The organism is Actinomadura sp. BRA 177 (assembly GCF_013372625.1).
GTDB lineage: Bacteria > Actinomycetota > Actinomycetes > Streptosporangiales > Streptosporangiaceae > Spirillospora.
Genome location: NZ_JABXFD010000358.1, coordinates 1 through 19,803 on the forward strand (window position 1 = coordinate 1; position 19,803 = coordinate 19,803).

A 19,803-nucleotide genomic window follows, 5' to 3' on the forward strand; every position below is an offset into this window, starting at 1 on the left:
CCGTCCGTTCCGGCTGACTTTCGACGATGTACTGTTCGGCCTGGTCATCGAGCGGCACGGTGAGAACGAGGACGAAGACGACTGGGCCGAGCTATATCCCGACCGTCTCGGGTTCTGCGCCCCCTGGGACGGCACGTACTCCACCTGACACGACAAGCCACGCGGTCGGACGATGCCGCGTTAGGGGCCTGCGCCAGCAGTGTTGACTATTTCTTGGACCAGTTCGGCGTACCAAGAAAGGACCCTGCCCGGCTTTGTTGTAAGTGGCTTGCCATTCTTAGCCTTCCACGTGTGGGCGCGTGCGACGTCTTCTCGAGTGCCGAGATAGGCGCAGGGGGTCGGGTCGAGAATGATGCTGGTGCGGTCGGTACCGATGCTCGATCTGACCGGTGGACGGTCGCCCGGGTCACGCGTCCACCCAGGTCCGCTCTACCGGACGCCGCTGGTGCCGGTGTTCGCGCTGACCGGCGCGGCGCCCGTCCTCGGCGCGGCCGAAGGCGTGCTGAAGCGGTTCGAGGAGCGCATGACGACGCGCGTGATGGCCTACAGCGGGGAGCGGCAGCGCGACCTGATGAGCGGGCAGATCCGGTTCGCGGCGGCGACCGCGGATCTGGCCGCCGCCCGGCTGCTCCTGGAGGAAACAGTCCGGGACGTGGCGACGGGACGGACCCTCGACATGACCGACCGGGCGCGGGCCCGGCTGGTCGCGGCGCACGTGGCCGCGACCGCCCGCCGGGTCGTGAACGAGTTGTGCTCCGCAGCGGGGGCGAGCGCGCAGTTCACGTCCTCCCCGTTCCAGCGGGCGCAGCGGGATGTGAATACGATCTCCGGGCATGTGGTGTTCGACCCGGACGCGGCCTACGCCCTCTACGGCAGGATCGGGCTCGGCCTGGATCCCGGCCCGGTCGTCCTCGTCTGACGGGCGGTGGGCGGGGGCATGACGACCCGGACGAAGGTGGCGCGGCGCGACTGGATCGAGGCCGCCTACCAGGAGCTGGCCCGCGCCGGCGAGCGCGGCGTGACGATCAACGCGCTCGCCCGGCGGCTCGGCGTCACGAAGGGCAGTTTCTACTGGCATTTCACGGATCGTCCCGAGCTGATGCGGGCGCTGCTCGACCGGTGGGCGCACGAGCGGACGGACGAGGTGCTCGGCCTGTCCCTGGGCAGCACCACCGATCCGCGCGAACGGCTGCGCCGCATCCAGGCGCTCGGACGCGAGGTCGCGCCGATCGACCGGGCGATGCGCCTGTGGGCGCAGCACGAGCCCGCGGCCGAGGAGGCGGTGCGGCACGCCGACCGGGCGCTGCTCGGCCATATCGCCGGCTGCCTGGAGGATCTCGGGTTCGGCGCCGAGGACGCGGGGCTGCGGGCGCGGCTGATGCTGCGCTCGTGGGTCGGCGGCTACCTGATGCCGGGCGAGAGCGGCTCCGACCTGTATGAACGCACGCTGGAGATCCTGCTGGCGCGGCCCTAGCCGAGGCCGGCGAGGAAGGCGAGCATCGCTTCGTTGACCTCGCCGGCCGCCTCCATCTGCACGAAGTGCCCCGCCCCTTCAACGATGTGGACGTCGCGGAGGCCAGGCACGTGTCCCTCCATCTGCTTCAGTGCGTCCGATCCCATCATCTGTAGGACGGGGTCACGCTCCCCTACGAGGAACATGGTGGGAACGGTGACGGGCTCGTCCGGACGGCTCTGCTTCTCGTTCCAGACGTGGTCGTAGGCCCGATACCAGTTGAGCCCACCGGTGAAGCCCGTCCGGCGGAATTCTTCGACGTAGTAGGCGAACTCCTCCTGCGACAACCATGACCACGGCAGGGACGGCGCTTCGGGCAGCACATCGAGGTAACCGTTGCCTTCGCTGGGGTGCTGCCAGATGTCGAGGTATCGGTATCCGCCGCTGAGCGCCCAGAACACGTTCGCCAGGAAGCGCTCCGGTGCGGCTCCCAGTTCCTCGTCCGCAGGCCCCTGCTCCTGGAAGTAGTGCACATGGACGAAGTGCTGCTCAGCCATCCGCGCATAGAGCTCGGTAGGCGGACGCTTCGAAACGGGCATGCGCGGGACGCTCAACTGCATCAGCGCCTTGACCCGTCCAGGGGCCCACTGAGGCAGGTCCCAGACGAGAGCGGCCCCGAAGTCGTGCCCGACGAAGACGGCCTCTTCAATGCCTAGCCCGTCCAGGAGCCCGACCATGTCGGCCACCGTATGGCGCCGGTCATAGCTCGCCGGTGAGGCAGGACGACCACTCCGTCCATACCCACGCATATCAACCGCGATAGCCCGGTACCCGGCCTCCGCCAATACCGGAAGTTGATGACGCCAGCTGTACCAGAGCCCCGGAAACCCATGGCACATCACCACCGGAAGCCCGTGCCCCTGCTCGACCACATGAAGAGCGATGTCACCGACGTCCACCATGGCTTCACTGAGGCTCATACAGCGATCTTCGGCCGCCACCTCGCCACGGTCGCCCGTCCTCCCGTTCAACGGGACTCCACTGGACGGCACGTCACCCACAGGCCAGAGTCACCGACCATGCCGAGCCCCGACATCGCCGCGCGCATCGCCCGGCTGGAGGCCATCGAGGACATCAAGGCCCTCAAGCACCGCTACCTGCGCGCCTGCGACGCCAAGGACCCGGCGGAGTTCCGGGCGTGCTTCATCGCCTCCGGCGCCTCGATCGACTACGGCCGGCTCGGCGCCTTCGACGACGCCGACGGCATCGCGCAGGTCTTCGAACGCATCGCCCTCCAGCAGATCGACGGCAAGAACGCCATCCTCGACATGCACCACGCGACGCACCCGGACATCACCGTCCACACCGAGACGACCGCGTCCGGCCGTTGGACGCTGAAATTCCGCCAGGTCAACCTGTTCGACAACACCGAGACCGTGAGCACCGGCGAGTACGACGACGAGTACGTCATCGAGGACGGCCGCTGGAAGATGTCGAAGTGCCACTTCCACCGCTACTGGTCGATCACGCGCCCGCTCACCGATGACTGCCGCATCGACCAGTAGCCCAGGGCGCGGCGTTAGAGTCGCGCTGGTGAACAGCATGAACCTCACTTTTCGCACAGCGACGCCGGCCGACATCCCCGCGCTCGTCACGCTCATCCAGAGCGCTTACCGCGGCGACTCCAGCCGCGCAGGGTGGACCACGGAGGCCGACCTCCTGGACGGCCGGCGCACCGACCCCGACGCCGTCGCGGCCGTCGTGACCAGCGCCGACGCCCGCATGCTGATCGCCGAGACCGACGGCGTCCCGACCGGCTGCTGCCAGCTGGAGAACCGCGACGGCCACGCCTACTTCGGCATGTTCGCCGTCAGCCCGACCCGTCAGGGCGGCGGTCTCGGCAGGCAGCTCCTCGCCGAAGCCGAACGCGTCGCGCGCGACGAGTGGGGCGCGAAGGAGATGCACATGACGGTGATCAGTGTCCGCGAAGACCTGATCGCCTGGTACATCCGCCGCGGCTACACCCGCACCGGCGAAACGTCCCCCTTCCCTTACGGCGACGAACGCTTCGGCCTCCCCAAGCGGGACGACCTGGAGTTCGAACTCCTGACCAAAACCCTGACGTGAGCGCTACTCACCGGTAGCGCCGTCGGCAAGTTCACGGACGACGTCGAGCTGCCCAACATGGCGCGCGTACTCCTGAAGCAGATGAAACAGGATCCAGCTCAGCGAAGGGTGGTTGTCGGGCGGATTGAACCCGCCTCCGCTGCGGCCTCCAGCCGGCCGACCGCCTCTGCCGGCCCCGCGCGGTGAGGTGTTGCGCCAGCGCGGTCAGGGGGAGCCTGGTTTCCAGCGCCGTCCCAGGTCAGCTGCAGCCAGCCGGACATCGTCGCGTGAGAACGCCCGGCCGGGAAGCCCGGCCGGGCGTTCTTGCGGGGTCAGATCAGGTGATGTTCTTCGGTCGGTACGCCTTGTACTGGCTGCCGCTGGCCAGGCCGTAGGTGCGGGTGCGGTGGTCGGTGCCGTAGCCGCCGCGCTGCTCGTACGCCCAGTAGGCGGTGTGCTTGCTGGACGTCCACTTCTCGAAGATGACGACGTGCCGGGTGGTGTTGCTCCCGATCGCGTCGATGATCAGGTCGCCCTTCTTGAGCTGGGACATCTTGATGCGCGTGCTGTACGTCGACGACGCCAGGCCGACCGTGTTGGGGCCGGGCTTGGGCAGCCGAAGGGTCATGGACGCGTAGCCCGAGCAGTCGGTGCGGTAGCCGCCGTGGGTCTTGGACTGGCTGTAGGGCACCCGGCTGCTGGTGTGCGGGTGCCAGGTCTTGGCCCGCGTGATGACCTGGGCGCGGGTGACCTTCGGGACGGCGGCCGCCGCCACCTGGGCGTCCGCCGCCTGCAGCTGGACGCCCTGCGCGGGCGCCGCCGGCGCGGCGGACGTGGACACCCCGGTGAGGCCGAAGACGGTGCCGCCGGCCAGCGCCAGCGAGCTGACGCCGATCAGAAGAGTTCGGGGGGAAGCCATTGGAAATCCTCCTTGAATGGCTGGTAATTGCCCCCTGCTGGGAGCGTTGGGCGGGGGTTTCGTCGATCGACCCGGCACACATTAGGGACCTCGCCGCCGCATTCGCGGGCTCCGCCGGAAACTTGGGACACGCCGCGCGTGGGACGGCCGTGAGCTGGGAATATGCCGTCCCACGGCCGGTTCGAGTGGGACAGTGGGACACATCTGGCGATCACCTTGGGTGCACAATGGCAGACGTTCGGTGATCATGCATGGAAGGCGTCCGGACGGCTGCGCAGCGGGCATAATGGGCCAGCGCTGACCGAGTTTCCGATGCGCGCATAAGCGCCGGGCGACTTTCGCATCGGCGGTGTGACCTGCGGGAGAATCGCGAATGAGCCGAAGCCGACCACCGACTCCGTTGCCGGACGGCCTGCCGGAGGCGGTGCGCACCCTGCTCACCGAGCTGCGCGAGCTGAAGGAGGAGTCGGGATACGACCTCCGCGCCCTCGAACGCAAGACGCACGCGAGCCGGTCGTCCTGGGGCCGCTGGCTCAGTGGCGAGACGTGGATTCCGGTGGACGCCGTCGGCTCGCTCGCCGACCTGTGCGGTGCGGACCGCCGCCGTCTGGAGATTCTCTGGGAGGTGGCGGACCAGGCACGGCGCCCGCCGTCCCGCATGGGGTCTTCGTCCAACGCGACGCCCTCGCACAACACGGAGCTTCCGCATGGCGCGGGGCGGCGTAGGCGGTTGCTCTTTCTTGGGGCGGTTGTCGGGTGCACGCTCGTCGCCGGGACGGCCGGGGTGGCGCTCGGGGCGACGTTGTCGTCGGACGGCGGTGCCGTTTCGTCCGCCGGGGCGGCGCGGCCGCAGGTCGCGGTGATCACCCGGCGGGAGGCCATGGCGCGGACGCGGGCGTGGCATCCGCACGCTCCGAACCGCGTCCCGTACGACCAGACGGCCAGCTATCAGGGCTATCGCGCCGATGGGTCCGGCTATGCGTCGATGGTGCTGGGGCTGCCGAAGCCCGGTCCCAACTCAGCGCTCCTGGAGGCGTCGTACTGCCGCCATGTCCGGCAGTCGGCGCTGCGGCCGGGCGATCTCGTCATCAAGGCGAGCGGCGGCGCGGACGTCCGCGAGGTGCTGATCTTCGAGAAGTGGACCAGTGGGAGGCACACCGCCTACTGGGCCTACCAGCAGCGGCGCGGCTACGGCACCGACCACCTGGTCAGTCGCGAGGGGCTCGCCCCGGCCAGCGGCCATCACGGCTGCCGCCCGTACAACCTCCGCGAGGACCCGGTCGGCTGAGCCGGGGCGGGGATCAGCCGGAAGTCGATGAAGGCCGGGAGGGCTTCCAGCTTGGCGTGGTCCTCCGGGTAGCGGTCGGCCATTTCGGGGACGGGACGCGGCTCCAGCAGTTCCTCGATGAGGAAGCCGGCCGCGCGGAACTCGGCGCAGATCGACGTCAGCGGACGGCGCCACGACCGGATCGGCCAGTCCCGGTCGGGGCTCAACGACTCCTCTACGGGTTCTTGCGTGAAGTAGGAGCCGCCCAGGCGCACCCAGTCCATGGTCGGGTGCTCCGTGGAAAGGACGAGCGCGCCGTCGGAAGTCAGGATTCGCCGAAGTTCCGACAGGAGCGCCACACGGTCGTCGAAGTAGTGCAGGGCCAGGGCGAGGACGACCAGATCGCATGAACCGTCCGGAACCCAGGCCAACGGCTGGGACAGGTCGTGGACGCGCAGATCGGCGCGGCCGTCGGTGCGGGCGACGGCCATTTCGACGAAGGTCGGGCTCGCGTCGCAGCCGGTCACGCGCGCCCCGCGGTTCAGCAATTCGGCGGCGTACAGGCCGGGGCCGCAGGCGGCGTCGAAGACGGACAGTCCGGCCACGTCGCCGGCGAGGCCCAGCACGGCGGGACGGTCGTAGAGGGCGTTGTAGGCGCTCTCCTCGGCGTGGATTGCATACTCGTGGGCGAAATGCTCATACATGTTGTTGATCATGCCAGAAACGATCAACTCGTCCTGTCAGGTGGACGGCCGGTCTCGGTCAGGTCCTCCGGGACGGCGGGCAGCACGGACGCGAAGTAGTCGCGCGCGGCGGCCGACGTCCCGACGTCCCGGCCGGACTTCTCGGACAGGAACCAGCGGTGTTCGAGCACCTCGTGGAACAGTTCAACGTCGTCCAGGCGGTCGCGGAGGCCGGGCGGGACGGCGGTGATCACCGGTTCGTACACCTCGGCGAGCCACCGGTTCGAGGCGACGACCTCGGGGACGGGCCCGCCGCGAAGACGTTCGAGATGCCCGCGATACCCGGCGATGTCGTTGAGGAGGCGGCGGGCCTGGTTCTCCTGCGCGTCCAGCCCGGTGCGGGCCATCAGGATGCGGCGGTGGTGACCGGGCTCGGCCACGCGGGTGCGGACGCGGAGCCGCGAGCCGTCCGGCCCGGCGTCCACGAGTTCCACCTCGTCGACGTCGAAGCCCAGGGAGTTGATCCGGCGGAGCCGTTCGGCGATGCGGTGGCGCTGGTCGGCGGCGTGCAGGATCTCCTCGCGGGTCAGTTCGTCCCACAGTGCCCGGTACCGGCGGACGGTGTCGTCCGCGACGTCGATCGGGTCGACCGTCTCCGGGAGCGTGCCCGCGGCGGAGAGGTCGAACAGTTCCCCGGCGATCCGCTCGCGGGCCAGGGAAATGTCGTAGCCGCGCTGCCCTTCGGTGAGGGACGGGTGCATTTCGGCGGTTTCGGCGTCCACCAGATAGGCGGCGAACGCGCCCGCGTCCATCCGGAACAGGACGTTCGACAGCGAGCAGTCACCCCACATGAAGCCCGCCAGGTGAAGCCGGACGAGCAGTTCCACCAGCGCGTCCAGCAAACGGTCGGTCGGATGCCCGTAGCGAGCGTTGGCGAACAGGGCTCGATAGGACGACGAGTAGTCCAGGAACCGCGTGACGAGAATGGCGTCGAGGTCGGGACGGTCGACCACCACGCCGATGACCTCGACGGCGGGGAGGCCGAGCGAGCGGAGGCGCCGCAGCAGCCGGTACTCGCGGCGGGCCAGCCGCGTGTCCAGCTCTTTCAGCGCGTAGACGACCCCGCCCTCGGCGATGAAGCGGACCGTGTGCCGGGAAAGGCCGCGCTGCCGGATCTCCACGAGCCGTTCGTCGTCCCAGGCGTCGAGCGGCGACGTCCACGGCAGGTCCAGCAGGCCGGCCGCCGATTCGCCGGGCGGGGTGAAGACGAAATGCATCAGCCCGCGGGTTCGCGCTGGGCCTCGCGCTGCGCGGCGCGCGATTCCTCGGCGACTCTGGCGAGCTGCTCGACGCGTTCCTCGTCCCGGGTCAGGTTGTCGCCGGTGGCGGGGTCGAAGATGTGCACCTTCGACGTGTCGATCCACAGTTCCGACTCACCACCCGGCGTGATGAGGCTGGCGGCGTCCAGCGCGACGACGGCCTGCGTTCGGAGCTGGTCGCTGTCGAGTTCGCGCGACAGATCCCGCAGTTGTGCGGCGAGTTCCTCGGGCGCCTCGTAAGGGACGTAGGCGTACTGCTCGTTACCCAGCCATTCGGTGACGTCCACCCGGGCTCGGACGATGCTGCCTTTCGCCTTCTTCTCCTCGCCGACCAGTGAAGCGTCCTCGAAATGCTCTGGGCGGATGCCCACCAGCACCACCGAACGGTCGCCGATCGCAGTGACCTTGCGCGAGTCGCGCAGTTCGAAGCGCCCCAGCGGCGTTTCGAGGAATCCGTCGTCCACCGACGCGGGCAGGAAGTTCATTGACGGCGACCCGATGAACCCCGCCACGAACAGGTTGACGGGCTCCTCGTACAGTTCGCGCGGGCTTCCGACCTGCTGCAGAACACCCTTGCGCAGCACCGCGACGCGGTCGCCGAGCGTCATCGCCTCCGTCTGGTCGTGGGTGACGTAAACGGTCGTGACGCCGAGGCGCCGCTGGAGCCGCGAGATCTCGGTGCGCATCTGCCCGCGCAGTTTCGCGTCCAGGTTCGACAATGGCTCGTCGAACAGGAACGCATCCGCCTGCCGGACGATCGCCCGCCCCATCGCGACGCGTTGCCGCTGGCCACCGGACAGGTTCGCCGGTTTCCGGTCCAGATGCTCGGTCAGCTCCAGCAGGTCGGCGGTCTCCTTGACGCGGCGCTCCACCTCGTCGTCCGCCACCTTCGCGAGACGCAGCGGAAACGCGATGTTCTCGAAGACCGTGAGGTGCGGGTACAGGGCGTAGTTCTGGAACACCATCGACAGATTCCGCTGCCTCGGCGCGACCCTGTTGACGACCTTGTCGCCGATGAGCATCTCGCCGGACGTGATGTCCTCCAGCCCGACGATCATCCGCAGCAGCGTCGACTTCCCGCAGCCGGACGGCCCGACGAGAATCACGAACTCGCCGTCCCGCACGTCCAGGGACACGTCGTTCACGGCCGGGAATCCGTCGCCGTACCGCTTGACGATGTTCTTCATGGTGATGGCGGCCATGGCTTCCCCTCAACCCTTGACGGCGCCGGACGTCAGCCCGGCCACGATGCGGCGCTGGAACGCCAGGACGATGACGACGACGGGAATGGTCACCACGACCGCCGCCGCGCAGATGGCGGTGGTGGGCTGCTCGAACTGCGACGCGCCGGTGAAGAACGCCAGCGCGGCCGGGACGGGACGGGCACTGTCGGACGACGTCAGCGAGATCCCGAACACGAAGTCGTTCCAGCAGAAGAAGAACGTGAGGATCGCGGCGGTGAAAACGCCGGGCGCGGCCAGCGGGACGATCACCTTCCGGAACGCCTGCCAGGTCGTGGCGCCGTCCACCTGCGCGGCCTGCTCCATTTCCCACGGGATCTCGCGGAAGAACGCCGACAGCGTCCAGATGGCGAGCGGCAGCGCGAACGAGATGTACGGGATGATCAGCCCCGGCCAGGTGTCGTACAGGCCGATGTCGCGCCACAGGTTGAACAACGGCCCGACGAGCGAGACCACAGGGAACATCGCGATGGCGAGCGCGAACGACAGGATGATTTTCTTGCCGGGGAATTCGAGCCGTGCGATCGCGTACGCGACCAGCGTCGCGAAGACCACGCCGATGAACGTCGCGATGATGGAGATGCCGATCGAGTTGATCAGCGCGGACGTGAACAGGTCGGTCTTGAACACCGTCTTGTAGTTCACCCACGTCCAGTCGGCGGGCAGGAAGCCCTTCTTGTTGCCGACCTCGCCGGGCTGCTTGAACGACAGCATCACGATCCACAGGATCGGGAAGACCGTCCAGACGAGAATGAGCAGCGTCGCGACGCCCCACAGCGCTTTCGAGCGGGCGCTCTCCATCACTTGTCACCCCTCACCTGGGACAGGTCCACGCGGAATCCCTTGATGAACACGACCGCGATCAGCACCACGGAAAGGAACAGCAGCACCCCGACGGCGTCCCCGAGCCCGATCGCGGTCCGGGTGATCGTCTGCCGGTAGGTGAGGAACGACAGCGTCTCGGTCTGGTTCTGGCCGGACGTCATGATGAACACGTTGTCGAAGATCCGCCACGCGTCCAGCGTGCGAAACAGCACCGCGACGAGGATCGCGGCCTTCATGTTCGGGATCGTCACCCGCTTCAGCCGCTGCCACGCCGTCGCGCCGTCCACCGTGGCCGCCTCGCCGAGGTCGCGCGGCACCTGCGCCAGGCCGGCGAGCAGCAGCAGCGACACGAACGGCGTCGTCTTCCAGATCTCCGACAGGATGATCACGAAGAGGGACGACCAGCGGCCGCCGAACCAGGCGTAGTCGCCGAGCCCGAACCACGAGTTCACGAACCCCGACTGCAGGTCGAACGCGTACAGCCACGCGAACGCCGAGATGACGGTGACGATCCCGTACGGCAGCAGGATCGCGGTGCGGACCGTCCGCCGCATGAACAGCGCCCGGTGCATCACCATCGCCAGCGCGAACCCGATGACGAGTTCCACCGCGACCGTGATGAACGTGATGAGGAACGTGGTGAGGGTGTCCTGCCAGAACAGCGGGTCGGACAGCGCCGTCCAGTAGTTGGCGAGGCCAACGAACTCGCGGTCGTCCGGCGCGGTGATCCGGTACCGGAACAGCGACAGGTACAGCGCGTTCACCAGCGGATACGCGGTCACCACCAGCATGACGAGCACTGCCGGGACGGACAGGATCAGCCCCAGGCGCCGCTCGGCCCGGCTCCGGTCGGAGATCTCCGCGCGCCTCGTCCCGCGCCGCCCGCTCGCCGGGGCGGTCTCCACTGCGGTCATCGCCCGTCCCTTCAGAGGAGCGCCTGGTCGCGCAGGACCTGGCGGATGAACGTCTCGGACTCGCGCGGCGTCGTGTTCGGGTTCACGTCGCCCGGCGGATGCCAGCGGCTCTGCACGGCGCCGGACACGTCGGTGTAGTACGGCGTGATCGGACGGGGCGCCGCCGCGTCGATGGAGTCCCGGATCAGCCCGGCCATCGGGAACTCCTTCTTGATCTCCGGGTCGTCGTAGACGGACGCGCGGGCCGCCGGGTTACCCGAGTCGATCATGTACTGCTTCATGTGCTCGGTGGACGTGATGCACTTGACCGCGTCCACGGCCAGGGTGTCCTTGTACTTCCCGTACGCGCCGACGCCGATCTCGATGCCGCCGAACGGGGGCTTGCTCTCCTGCCCGGGGTTCACCCGCGGATACCTGGCCCAGGCCAGGTCGGACACGATGTCCTTCGAGATCACCCCGGAGTCGGCGTCGGAGTTCTCCGCCCGCCAGATGTAGCCCCAGTTGACCATGAAGCCGCCCCGCGCGCTGTTCAGCAGCGACCGGGTCGCCTCCTCGTCGTCGTTCGACATGCTGGGGCTCGCCGCCTTGGAGTGCGCCAGCTTCGAGATGATCGCCGCGGCCTGCCGTCCGGCCGGCGAGTCGATCTCGATGGTCGCGTTGTCGCCCTTCTCCGCATTGCTGATGATCTGCCCGCCGGCCGACTCGACGAGGGCGTTGATCCACACCATGTAGCCCTCGTACTTGTTGGCCTGGACGCCGACGGTCGTCCCCGTCCGGACGGCCGCGTCGATCATCTTGTCCCAGGTGAAGTCGGGCGCCGCCGGATCGACCCCCGCCTTCTGCGCCACCGACTTGCGGTACCAGAGCACCTGCGTATTGGCCCAGAACGGCGCCGCGTAGAGCCTGCCCTCCCACGTGGAGTTCTCCACAGCCGGCGGGAACACGCCCTCGGTGAACTGCCCCGCCTCATTCGCCGGGAACGGACGCAGAAAACCGGCGTTGGCGGCCTCCGCCACGAACACCGGATCGAGGCTCATCAAATCGATCCCGGAGTCCTTGGCGGCCAGCCGCCGGATCAACTGCTCGCGCTGCTGCGTCGCGTCGTTCGGCAGCACCGACGTCGAGATCGTGTACTTCCCACCGGACGCCTTGGAGCACGCCGCGGCAAGCTTGGCCTGCCCGCCGTCATCAGGGTTGATGTACCACCTGAGCGTGGGCGTCCCACCACTGCTCCCGCACCCCGCGAGTCCCCCCGCAAGCAGGGTCAGCGCCACCGCCGTCCGCATGAGGCCCGGCGGGCCGTGCCGCCCGGTCACCCTGCCCCGCCGCCGAGCACGCCCCGGCGCGTCCGCCTCCACTCGTCCGACTCGCTCGACCATGCGGGCCTCCCGAAGCCTCCCACCAGGCTGCGAGCACTTCCGCGGGCCGCACCCCGGCGGGAACGGACCTCCATTCGAACATCGCACCCGAAGGCTGTCGAGATCCAACTTTCGACCGGCGCGAAATTCCCGTCACAGCAGCATCCCCGATCACAGAAGCCACTCCACTACTTCCGTCCGATCGGGATCGTAAAGGCGCCCCCGGTAGGTGGTGCGAAAAAGCGCACAAGCCGCTGTCCACCACATCCCGGAATATCCGCTCGGAGACGATCAGCGCGACATTCCGCTCCGGACGCAGCGTCAGATACCGCCGCACGGGACGCGCGTCCAGGAGGCGCCTCACCACGACCGGCGCGGGCCCAGCCGGGCCGAGCAGCGCGGACCGCCCCGTGACCAGGGCCTTGTGGTGCAGCGCGCGCTCGAACGCCCGGGTGAACACGCCGACCACCATGACGCCGTCGGCGTCCGCGGGCAGAACGGCCAGCAAGCCGTCCCCGCTGACCTGCCGGAACCATCCGCTCCGGTCGAGGCCGGCCGTGACGGCGGCCGCCTCCACCGCCTCCAGCAGATCCGTCTGCGCCGCCAACTGCAGGCGGGGCGTGCGGGCGCTGTAGCCCTCGATGTCGACGGCGACCAGCAACCGGGACGGCCAGGATTCCCGGGGCCGGCTTGTCAAAAGCCATCTGGTCAGTGGCGGGAAGCAGAATGACGTATGGCGAGAAGAGATGCGGCACGACGCCATCGGCCAAACTAAAGGACGCCTTTCAGCACGGCAGACGAAGGCCCTGTTCGCTGGTCTGGACGCCTCCAGCACCCGCCGTTATGCAAGGTGGCAGAACGACAGTTAATGCACGCCTTTCCAGCAGGCTACATTTCCCTCTCCGCAGCCCGGTGGGCATGGAGAAGGCGCGGAGGTTTCGCGGGCCCCGACCGACCCGCGACGCCTCCGCGCCTTCGTCTTTGCGGGCGGGGCTAGTAGCCGCCGCCCGAGCCCGTGTTGGAGCCGGTGCCGGCGGCCTTCTTACCGGTCGGCGTGGTCGCCCACCAGACCCCGCCGACACCCTGGCCGTTCGTGTCGCCGGGCTGCTGGTCCTGCTCGTAGTAGTACATGGGCCAGCCGTTGATGGTCAGCTGGCACTTGCCGTCGTCCTTGCGCTCGATGAAGTTGACGACCTTCTTGCTGACGCCTTCGAGTTTGACCTTCTTCCAGCCCTTGAAGACGGCCGGCGGCCACGCTTTCTTGCACTTGCCGAAGCAGTTGGTCGTGGGTGGCTTGTTGGTGTCCTTGTCGAAGCGGTAAAGCGTCCGGCCATCGCCGTCGGTCAAGATCAGGCCGAGTTTCGGGTCCTGCTTCGCCGTGATGACCGTCCAGCCCTTCAGGCGGTTCGACTGCTTGACCGGGGCGGCCTTCTTGCCCGTCGGTGCCGCCGCGTACCAGGTGCCGCCGACGCCCTGCCCCTTCACGTCGCCGGGGCTCTGGTCCTTGGCGAACCGGTACAGCGGCCATCCACCGAGCGTGACCTGCCATGAACCGTCCGGCCGCTTCACCTTGCCGACGAGCGACTGCTCGACGCCCTGGACCTCGGTCTCCCCCGCGCCGGCCGCCGCCGGCGGCCACGCCTTGGCGCACGCGCCCTCGCAGGTGGACGCGGGCGGGCGCGCGGTGTCGTTGTCGAACCGGTACAGCGTCCTGCCGTCCCCGTCGGTGACGACCTTGCCGAGCTTGGAGACGCTCGCGACCTCCAGCGTCGTCGGCGCGGCCGCGGGCACGGGCGCGTCGGCGGCCGGTGCGGCGGCCGGCGGCTTCGCTGCGGTGTTCTGCTGCGCCCCGGGCCGCTCCTGCCCGCACGCGCTCAGCACGAGTCCCGTCGCGGCGAACGTGGCCACGACGGGAATCGCCCAACGTGGGAATTTCATCTGTCCTCCAGGTCGTCTGGGCCCGGTCTCCGGTCCGGGTCCGTACGTCGATCCAGGTCGAGCCGCCGCACCGCTCTGCCGGATCGACGAGGAGTACGGTGAGCCGCGCGGAAGGGTTCAAGCCCGCGGAACCGGACGCCCGCTGAACGGGTCAAAGCAGGGCGAAGACGTGCGAGGAAGGCAGCGGTGACCGGCGACGAACCTGCGGGCGGCACGATCAACCTGAACAAGGAGCCGGACCCGGCACGCCCGGGCCCGCCCTGGATCATCGTCCCGGCCCGGATCGTGGCACTGATCGTCGTGCTACCGCTACGCCTCGTCCACGACCTGTTCGCGCTGATCGGCCGGGGCTTGCGGACGGCTTGGCAGCGCCTGACGCGGGCACCGGGTCGACTGGCGCGACTCATCGGACGGCTACTGCGCGCTACCTGGCTCGCGCTCTACAGATGGCTGCTCGCCCCGCTCGGACGCCTGGCAACCGCCATCGGACACGGAATCGGCGCGCTCTTCGATCTCGTTGTTGTCAGACCACTGCGCTGGCTCGGCGTCGTGGTGATCCTGGGCTTCTTGCGCCAGATGGTCGCGCTGCTCAATCTCGTCATCGTCCGGCCGCTGCGCTGGCTCGCCGTCGTGGCGATCTGGGGGCTCCTGCGGCAGTTGGGCGCGCTCTTCGATCTCGTCGTCGTCCGGCCGCTGCGGTGGCTTGGCGTCGTGGTGATCCTGGGGTTCCTGCGCTGGTTCGGACGCGGGTCGGGGCGGTTCGGGCGGTGGTTGTACCGGGTGCTGGTCGTCCCGTTCGGGCGGATGCTGGAGTTCGTTCTGCTTCGGCCGCTGCGGGCGTTGGGGTGGGGGCTTGCGTGGCTGCTGTCCGCCACCCGGCGTGGAATCGGGTTGCTGGTCGGCGTGCTCGTGGTCATGCCCGCCGTGTTGTTGTGGCGGTACGTCCTGTGGCCGCCCCTGCTTGGCCTTGCCTGGTTGGGACGCCGGACCCTCGCCGTCCTTGCGGCCGGGTTGCGGGCCTTCGTGGCCGGGCTGGTCTGGTCGTGGCGGCTGCTCGGGCGATGCCTTGGCTGGCTCGGACGCGTGCTGTTCGTTCTCCCCGCTCAGGCTTTGTGGCGGTATGTGCTGGCTCCGGCCGTCGCGGGCATCGCGGTCATGTGGCGGACGCTGGTCGTCGTCCCGGTAAGGGTGGTGATCGTCGCGCCTGCCCGTTGGGTGAAGACGAGTGTGCTGCGTCCCATCGGCAGCGGTGTCCGGGGCATGTGGCGGGTGTCGGTGCGCGAACCGCTGAGTGCCGCGCGCCGGACGATGCGGCAGGCGAGCCAGGACGTCCGGCTCACCCTCCGCCGCACCTTTCGCGGACGCTGAACCGCGCCGGTCCCCAGGGGAGCCGGCGCGGTTCCTCGCTATTCGTCGCGGTCGGAAGCGGCGCGCTGCTCGGCGCGTTCGCGCATCTTCCTGAGCAGTTCCTTCTTCTCGGCGGCCGGGTCGCCGGCGGCGCTGGGCGCCTGCGCCCGCCTGCCGCGCAGGTCGCCTCGCGACAGCTTCTTGCGCTGGCCGCCCACGCTCGACATTCCGTTTCGGCCGCGGCTCTTGGACATGGGGTTCTCCCGTTCGGCTGGGTGTGCTCGATTCGCCTGCACCCAGGCCCGGCCGCACGGGAGCGTGCAGCTCAGACGCGAATCGCGTCCCGGCCGGACCTGGCGGCGGGACGCTCGCGGTACACGAGGCACAGAGCGGGCCACCACGCGGTGGCCGCGGATTGGATCAGCATGCGGCCAGGCTAGGCATCGCCTTCGGGGGTCCTCAACGGGTTTTCGCCGGGGCGGGCCTGAGATACTCGCGGTGATGTATCGACTCCTGTTCTCACTGGTCATCTCCCGCGTCCCGGCGGAGACCGCGCATCACCTGACGTTGCGGGGGCTGCGCGGGATCCAGTCCGTGCCCGGGCTGGCGCCGCTGCTGCGCCGGCTGCTCGCGACCCGCGACCCGGGGCTCGCCGTGCACGCGCTCGGGCTGGACTTCCCGAGCCCGCTCGGCCTCGCCGCCGGGTTCGACAAGGACGCCGTCGCCTACGAGGCGCTCGGCGCGTTCGGGTTCGGCCACGTCGAGATCGGGACGGTGACCGGGCGGCAACAGCCCGGCAACCCGCAGCCCCGGCTGTTCCGGCTCCCGCCCGACCGGGCGGTCATCAACCGGATGGGCTTCAACAACGCGGGCTCCGAGGCCGCCGCACGCAGGCTGCACGGCCGCCGCGCCGGGACGATCGTCGGCGTCAACATCGGCAAGACCAAGGTCGTCCCGGAGGCGTCCGCCGCGGCCGACTACGTGGCGAGCGCCGAGCGTCTCGCCCCGCACGCGGACTACCTCGTCGTCAACGTCAGCTCCCCCAACACGCCCGGCTTGCGAAACCTGCAGGCCGTCGAGCATCTGCGGCCGCTGCTGAGGGCCGTCCGCGAGGCCGCCGACCGGGTGACGACGCGCCGCGTCCCGCTGCTGGTCAAGATCGCGCCGGACCTGGCGGACGACGACATCGACGCGGTCGCCGATCTCGCGCTCGACCTGGGACTGGACGGCATCATCGCGGCCAACACCACCATCGGCCGCGACGCGCTGCTGAGCCCGCCCGCGCTGGTGAAGGAGACCGGCGGGCTGTCCGGCGCCCCGCTGAAGGAGCGGTCCCTGGACGTCCTGCGCCGCCTGCACACCCGCACCGGCGGACGGCTCACGCTCGTTTCCGTCGGCGGCGTCGAGACGGCCGACGATGTGTGGGAACGCGTCCGCGCGGGCGCGACGCTCGTCCAGGGCTACACCGGCATGATCTACGGCGGCCCGTTCTGGGCACACCGCGTCAACCGCGAACTCTCCCGCCGCCTCCGCGCGAGCACCTTCCGCACCCTGGCCGAAGCCCGCCGCTGACCGCCTGTCGCACGCCTGCTTGTTCAGTGCTTGGGCCGGCGGGGCTTTGCCGTTGGTTGCAGTGCGTGGCCGCATCGGTTCGGGCGTGCGGGGCACGGTGCGGGTATGGCCGGCGAGTTGATGTCCCGCAGGACGCTGCTCGTCCGGGTGGCGTTGACGCTGGTCCTCGCGCTGCCCGCGATCGTGACACGGGCGGGCGGGTTCGAGCTGCCCGCGGTGGCGGCGATGGTCGTGTTCGGCATCGGGGTGCTGGCGGCGGCGATCCTGCTCATGTGGGCGGCGGAGACGGCGCGCGCCGACATGTCGGGGGCGCTCGCGCTCGCACTGCTGGCGCTCATCGCGGTGCTGCCCGAGTACGCGGTGGACCTCTACTACGCCTACGCCGCCGGAACGAGACCGGAATACGCCGGGTACGCGGCCGCCAACATGACCGGCGCGAACCGGCTGCTCGTCGGGGTCGGATGGGCCCTGGTGGTGCTGGCGTTCGCGCTCGGCGTCCGCCGCGTGTCCGGACGAACGGGCAGGGGACGACACGCGGCGCGCACGACCGAGCGGCGGGACGTCCGGCTGACCCCGCTGCACCGCATCGAACTCGGGTTCCTCGCGCTCGCCGCCGTCCTCGGCTTCATCCCCGCGCTGACGGGCGAGATCGGGTGGTACATCTCCATCGTCCTGATCGTGCTGTACGTCCTCTACATCGTGCGGATCTCGCGCGACCGCCAAGAGGACGTCGAGGAACTCGCCGGCGTCCCCGCTCGCCTGGTCACGCTGCCGAAACGACGACGGCGCATGGCCACCGCGGGCGGATTCGCGCTCGGCGCGGTCATCGTGTTCCTCTCGGCGAAACCGTTCGCGAACGCGCTGGTGGACGCGGGCGTGTCCCTCGGCATCGACGAGTTCCTGCTGGTGCAGTGGCTGGCGCCGCTCGCGTCCGAGGCGCCGGAACTGCTCGTCGCCACCATGTTCGCGTGGCGGCTGCGGGACGCCGACGCGATCGGGACGCTGCTGTCCAGCAAGGTCAACCAGTGGACGCTGCTGATCGGCACCCTGCCGATCGCCTACCGGATCGGCGGCGGCGCGTGGTCGCTGCCGCTCGACTCCCGGCAGATCGAGGAGGTGCTGCTGACCGCCGCGCAGACCATCCTCGGCCTCGCCCTCCTCATCGACCTCGTCTTCAAGCGGTGGGAGGCGGCGGCGCTGTTCGTGCTGTTCGCGGTGCAGTTCGTCCTGCCGGACGAGACCGCCCGGCTGGTCCTTTCGGGCGTCTACCTGGCGATCGGGTTCTCCGTGCTGATCGCGCGGCACCGCGACCTGGGGGCGGCGATGGCGACGGTCATCCGTTCTAGATGAAGAATCCGTCCGCGATCAACTCCGGCAGGACGGCATCGGCGTGCGCACGCACCTGGTCCGCGTCCATGCCCGTCAGCTGGGCGATGGCGTCGAGCAGCGGCTCAAGCGGCAACGTGCCGTCGCAGACTCCCGCGAGGCCGGCCTCGACCGTCCCGACTCCGGCCGCACGGCGCAGCCGATCCGCCTGCCGCAGGACGATCCGCTCCGGGTCCTCGGCACCGGGCGGACCGACCTGTTCCTGGACGAGTCCGGGCGCCGCCGCCACCAGTCGTCCACAGCCTGTGGAAAACTCGGCGCCCTTCGAGAGGCCGTCCAGAACGTCCTCAACGTAGGCGCCGACGGGCTCCTCGACGGCGTGCCGCAACTCCTCCACCCGGACCACCGGACGCTCGCTCCGCCGCAACGTGATCCACCCGAACCCGACCCCGACGACGTTCCGCCGCTCGAAGTAGTCGAGCCACGCCTCATACCTCGTCCGATACTCGGGCGTGCCGGTCTCGCACGAATCCCGCAGCCACAACTCGGCGTACTCGGCCGGATCCTGGACGTCCCGCTGGACGACCCACGCGTCGCATCCGTCCACCCAGCCACCGACGCGTTCCTCCCAAGGAACACCGTCGATATGCAGCCAATTCGCCAGGAGCTGGCAGTATCCGCCGTCGTTCAAATACTTCGGCGCCTCGCCGACGAGCATCCGGCAGAAGTCGTCGCCCTCCATCCCGGACTCCCGGTAAGTGAACCGCGGCCCCTCGTCCGGCGCCACGACGAACGGCGGATTCGATACGATCAGATCGAACCGCCGCCCCCGGACCGGCTCCAGCAACGACCCTTCGACGAGCTCTGCGCCATCGACCCCCGAGAGCGCGAAGCTCATGGCGGCCAACTCCAGCGCCCGCGGATTGACGTCCGTCGCGGTAATCCTCGCGAGCGGATTCCGGTCCGCCATATGCACGGCCTGCACCCCGCACCCGGTCCCGAGATCGAGCACGTTATCCACAGCCCTGTGGACAACCAGCCGTGCCAGATTCCCGGAAGCCCCGCCCGTCCCCACCACATGATCGCCCGCCGGCATACCCGCCCCCGGACGCACTTTCAGATCGGAAACGACATACCCGACATGCCCGTCTCCGCCAACGCCCTCCAGCGGCTCCACGCGCAAAAGCGCCCGCATCTCCCCACCGGACACCTCGACAAGCCTCGCCGCCACCAACTCGTCCGCCGGAATGGCGTCCACCGGCACTGGCACCTGCAACCAGAAAAGCCGAGTCAGCACCTCAAGGGCCGACTCACCCCGCGTAGTCCGCAAGGCAGGCACAACTTCGTCCCGAGCCAACGCTCCACCCGCAACCGGCCCCAGCAGTTCCCGCACCCCGCCGACCGTGTAACCGGCCCCGACCAACAACTCACGCACCCGAAGAAGATCACTCACCCACCCATCCTCCCGCTCCCCCCGCACAACGACACACCCAACACAGCTCCACACGGAAAGTGCGCTCTTGGGTTCGAACCTC

The 19,803-nt window shown here is 69.3% G+C and carries 19 protein-coding genes and 1 pseudogene; 8 read left to right on the top strand and 12 right to left on the bottom strand.

The features are described from left to right. Positions 1 to 358 precede the first annotated feature (358 nt). Together HUX53_RS20035 and HUX53_RS20040 are read left to right on the top strand one after the other, a co-directional pair. Positions 359 to 919 (top strand): hypothetical protein, encoded by a 561-nt coding sequence (locus HUX53_RS20035; RefSeq protein ID WP_176404750.1) that lies wholly within the window; start codon positions 359 to 361, stop codon positions 917 to 919. An 18-nt stretch (positions 920 to 937) separates the two neighbouring features. Continuing rightward, complete coding sequence (locus HUX53_RS20040) at positions 938 to 1,474, top strand: TetR/AcrR family transcriptional regulator (RefSeq protein WP_176404751.1); 537 nt, start codon at positions 938 to 940, stop codon at positions 1,472 to 1,474. Here HUX53_RS20040 and HUX53_RS20045 read toward each other — a convergent pair. Then, the gene (locus HUX53_RS20045; protein WP_176404786.1) at positions 1,471 to 2,433 is read right to left on the bottom strand and encodes an alpha/beta fold hydrolase; all 963 of its coding nucleotides are present in this window, start codon (positions 2,431 to 2,433) and stop codon (positions 1,471 to 1,473) included. The two genes, HUX53_RS20040 and HUX53_RS20045, sit on opposite strands and share 4 nt — an antisense overlap. Positions 2,434 to 2,532: 99 nt before the next feature. Here HUX53_RS20045 and HUX53_RS20050 point away from each other — a divergent pair, with 99 nt between their 5' ends. Together HUX53_RS20050 and HUX53_RS20055 are read left to right on the top strand one after the other, a co-directional pair. Continuing rightward, complete coding sequence (locus HUX53_RS20050) at positions 2,533 to 3,018, top strand: nuclear transport factor 2 family protein (protein ID WP_176404752.1); 486 nt, start codon at positions 2,533 to 2,535, stop codon at positions 3,016 to 3,018. Positions 3,019 to 3,055: 37 nt separating this feature from the next. Continuing rightward, positions 3,056 to 3,580 carry a GNAT family N-acetyltransferase gene (locus tag HUX53_RS20055; RefSeq protein WP_217919648.1) on the top strand — a complete coding sequence of 175 codons (525 nt, stop codon included), beginning with the start codon at positions 3,056 to 3,058 and terminating at the stop codon, positions 3,578 to 3,580. A gap of 3 nt (positions 3,581 to 3,583) precedes the next feature. Here the strand turns inward: HUX53_RS20055 and HUX53_RS20060 are convergent. Together HUX53_RS20060 and HUX53_RS20065 are read right to left on the bottom strand one after the other, a co-directional pair. Beyond that, a pseudogene (locus HUX53_RS20060) lies at positions 3,584 to 3,691 on the bottom strand (DUF664 domain-containing protein); the annotation flags it as partial. A 205-nt stretch (positions 3,692 to 3,896) separates the two neighbouring features. Then, positions 3,897 to 4,478: a hypothetical protein gene (locus HUX53_RS20065; RefSeq protein WP_176404754.1), complete on the bottom strand. Its 582-nt coding sequence runs from the start codon at positions 4,476 to 4,478 to the stop codon at positions 3,897 to 3,899. A gap of 373 nt (positions 4,479 to 4,851) precedes the next feature. Between HUX53_RS20065 and HUX53_RS20070 the strand changes: the two genes are divergently transcribed. Beyond that, entirely contained in the window at positions 4,852 to 5,766 is a 915-nt protein-coding gene (locus HUX53_RS20070; protein WP_176404755.1) for a helix-turn-helix transcriptional regulator, read from the top strand. Here the strand turns inward: HUX53_RS20070 and HUX53_RS20075 are convergent. The 7 genes from HUX53_RS20075 to HUX53_RS20105 form a co-directional block, all read right to left on the bottom strand. Next, positions 5,721 to 6,461 carry a class I SAM-dependent methyltransferase gene (locus HUX53_RS20075; RefSeq protein WP_176404756.1) on the bottom strand — a complete coding sequence of 247 codons (741 nt, stop codon included), beginning with the start codon at positions 6,459 to 6,461 and terminating at the stop codon, positions 5,721 to 5,723. The genes HUX53_RS20070 and HUX53_RS20075 overlap by 46 nt on opposite strands. 11 nt (positions 6,462 to 6,472) lie before the next feature. After that, positions 6,473 to 7,705: a DUF4032 domain-containing protein gene (locus HUX53_RS20080; RefSeq protein ID WP_176404757.1), complete on the bottom strand. Its 1,233-nt coding sequence runs from the start codon at positions 7,703 to 7,705 to the stop codon at positions 6,473 to 6,475. Next, complete coding sequence (locus tag HUX53_RS20085) at positions 7,705 to 8,949, bottom strand: ABC transporter ATP-binding protein (protein WP_176404758.1); 1,245 nt, start codon at positions 8,947 to 8,949, stop codon at positions 7,705 to 7,707. Before HUX53_RS20085 ends, HUX53_RS20080 begins: the two co-directional genes overlap by 1 nt. A 9-nt stretch (positions 8,950 to 8,958) precedes the next feature. Further along, positions 8,959 to 9,789: a carbohydrate ABC transporter permease gene (locus HUX53_RS20090; RefSeq protein ID WP_176404759.1), complete on the bottom strand. Its 831-nt coding sequence runs from the start codon at positions 9,787 to 9,789 to the stop codon at positions 8,959 to 8,961. Continuing rightward, a complete protein-coding gene (locus HUX53_RS20095) occupies positions 9,789 to 10,727 on the bottom strand; it encodes a carbohydrate ABC transporter permease (RefSeq protein WP_176404760.1) in 939 nt (312 codons plus the stop codon). The genes HUX53_RS20090 and HUX53_RS20095 overlap by 1 nt, the downstream gene beginning before the upstream one ends. Positions 10,728 to 10,738: 11 nt before the next feature. Beyond that, positions 10,739 to 12,106, bottom strand: a complete 1,368-nt coding sequence (locus tag HUX53_RS20100) for an extracellular solute-binding protein (protein WP_217919644.1) — start codon at positions 12,104 to 12,106, stop codon at positions 10,739 to 10,741. 972 nt (positions 12,107 to 13,078) lie between these two features. Beyond that, positions 13,079 to 14,023: a hypothetical protein gene (locus HUX53_RS20105; RefSeq protein ID WP_176404761.1), complete on the bottom strand. Its 945-nt coding sequence runs from the start codon at positions 14,021 to 14,023 to the stop codon at positions 13,079 to 13,081. Positions 14,024 to 14,209: 186 nt separating this feature from the next. Between HUX53_RS20105 and HUX53_RS20110 the strand changes: the two genes are divergently transcribed. Further along, a complete protein-coding gene (locus tag HUX53_RS20110; RefSeq protein WP_176404762.1) occupies positions 14,210 to 15,391 on the top strand; it encodes a hypothetical protein in 1,182 nt (393 codons plus the stop codon). 38 nt (positions 15,392 to 15,429) lie between these two features. Here HUX53_RS20110 and HUX53_RS20115 read toward each other — a convergent pair whose 3' ends face one another. Further along, entirely contained in the window at positions 15,430 to 15,624 is a 195-nt protein-coding gene (locus HUX53_RS20115) for a DUF6243 family protein (RefSeq protein ID WP_176404763.1), read from the bottom strand. A gap of 247 nt (positions 15,625 to 15,871) precedes the next feature. On the opposite strand from HUX53_RS20115, the gene HUX53_RS20120 reads away from it, so the two are divergent. Both HUX53_RS20120 and HUX53_RS20125 read left to right on the top strand, forming a co-directional pair. Beyond that, the gene (locus tag HUX53_RS20120) at positions 15,872 to 16,942 is read left to right on the top strand and encodes a quinone-dependent dihydroorotate dehydrogenase (protein ID WP_176404764.1); all 1,071 of its coding nucleotides are present in this window, start codon (positions 15,872 to 15,874) and stop codon (positions 16,940 to 16,942) included. A 105-nt stretch (positions 16,943 to 17,047) separates the two neighbouring features. Then, entirely contained in the window at positions 17,048 to 18,292 is a 1,245-nt protein-coding gene (locus HUX53_RS20125; RefSeq protein ID WP_176404765.1) for a sodium:proton exchanger, read from the top strand. Here HUX53_RS20125 and HUX53_RS20130 read toward each other — a convergent pair. After that, positions 18,285 to 19,721 (bottom strand): class I SAM-dependent methyltransferase, encoded by a 1,437-nt coding sequence (locus HUX53_RS20130; RefSeq protein WP_176404766.1) that lies wholly within the window; start codon positions 19,719 to 19,721, stop codon positions 18,285 to 18,287. The two genes, HUX53_RS20125 and HUX53_RS20130, sit on opposite strands and share 8 nt — an antisense overlap. Positions 19,722 to 19,803 lie beyond the last annotated feature (82 nt).

Coding starts and splice junctions, on each gene's coding strand:
- HUX53_RS20115 (WP_176404763.1), bottom strand. CDS start 15,624: ATGTCCAAGAGCCGCGGCCGAAACGGAATGTCGAGCGTGGGCGGCCAG.
- HUX53_RS20045 (WP_176404786.1), bottom strand. CDS start 2,433: ATGAGCCTCAGTGAAGCCATGGTGGACGTCGGTGACATCGCTCTTCAT.
- HUX53_RS20125 (WP_176404765.1), top strand. CDS start 17,048: ATGGCCGGCGAGTTGATGTCCCGCAGGACGCTGCTCGTCCGGGTGGCG.
- HUX53_RS20080 (WP_176404757.1), bottom strand. CDS start 7,705: ATGCATTTCGTCTTCACCCCGCCCGGCGAATCGGCGGCCGGCCTGCTG.
- HUX53_RS20055 (WP_217919648.1), top strand. CDS start 3,056: ATGAACCTCACTTTTCGCACAGCGACGCCGGCCGACATCCCCGCGCTC.
- HUX53_RS20085 (WP_176404758.1), bottom strand. CDS start 8,949: ATGGCCGCCATCACCATGAAGAACATCGTCAAGCGGTACGGCGACGGA.
- HUX53_RS20095 (WP_176404760.1), bottom strand. CDS start 10,727: ATGACCGCAGTGGAGACCGCCCCGGCGAGCGGGCGGCGCGGGACGAGG.
- HUX53_RS20100 (WP_217919644.1), bottom strand. CDS start 12,106: ATGGTCGAGCGAGTCGGACGAGTGGAGGCGGACGCGCCGGGGCGTGCT.
- HUX53_RS20120 (WP_176404764.1), top strand. CDS start 15,872: ATGTATCGACTCCTGTTCTCACTGGTCATCTCCCGCGTCCCGGCGGAG.
- HUX53_RS20105 (WP_176404761.1), bottom strand. CDS start 14,023: ATGAAATTCCCACGTTGGGCGATTCCCGTCGTGGCCACGTTCGCCGCG.
- HUX53_RS20040 (WP_176404751.1), top strand. CDS start 938: ATGACGACCCGGACGAAGGTGGCGCGGCGCGACTGGATCGAGGCCGCC.
- HUX53_RS20050 (WP_176404752.1), top strand. CDS start 2,533: ATGCCGAGCCCCGACATCGCCGCGCGCATCGCCCGGCTGGAGGCCATC.
- HUX53_RS20090 (WP_176404759.1), bottom strand. CDS start 9,789: ATGGAGAGCGCCCGCTCGAAAGCGCTGTGGGGCGTCGCGACGCTGCTC.
- HUX53_RS20075 (WP_176404756.1), bottom strand. CDS start 6,461: ATGATCAACAACATGTATGAGCATTTCGCCCACGAGTATGCAATCCAC.
- HUX53_RS20070 (WP_176404755.1), top strand. CDS start 4,852: ATGAGCCGAAGCCGACCACCGACTCCGTTGCCGGACGGCCTGCCGGAG.
- HUX53_RS20065 (WP_176404754.1), bottom strand. CDS start 4,478: ATGGCTTCCCCCCGAACTCTTCTGATCGGCGTCAGCTCGCTGGCGCTG.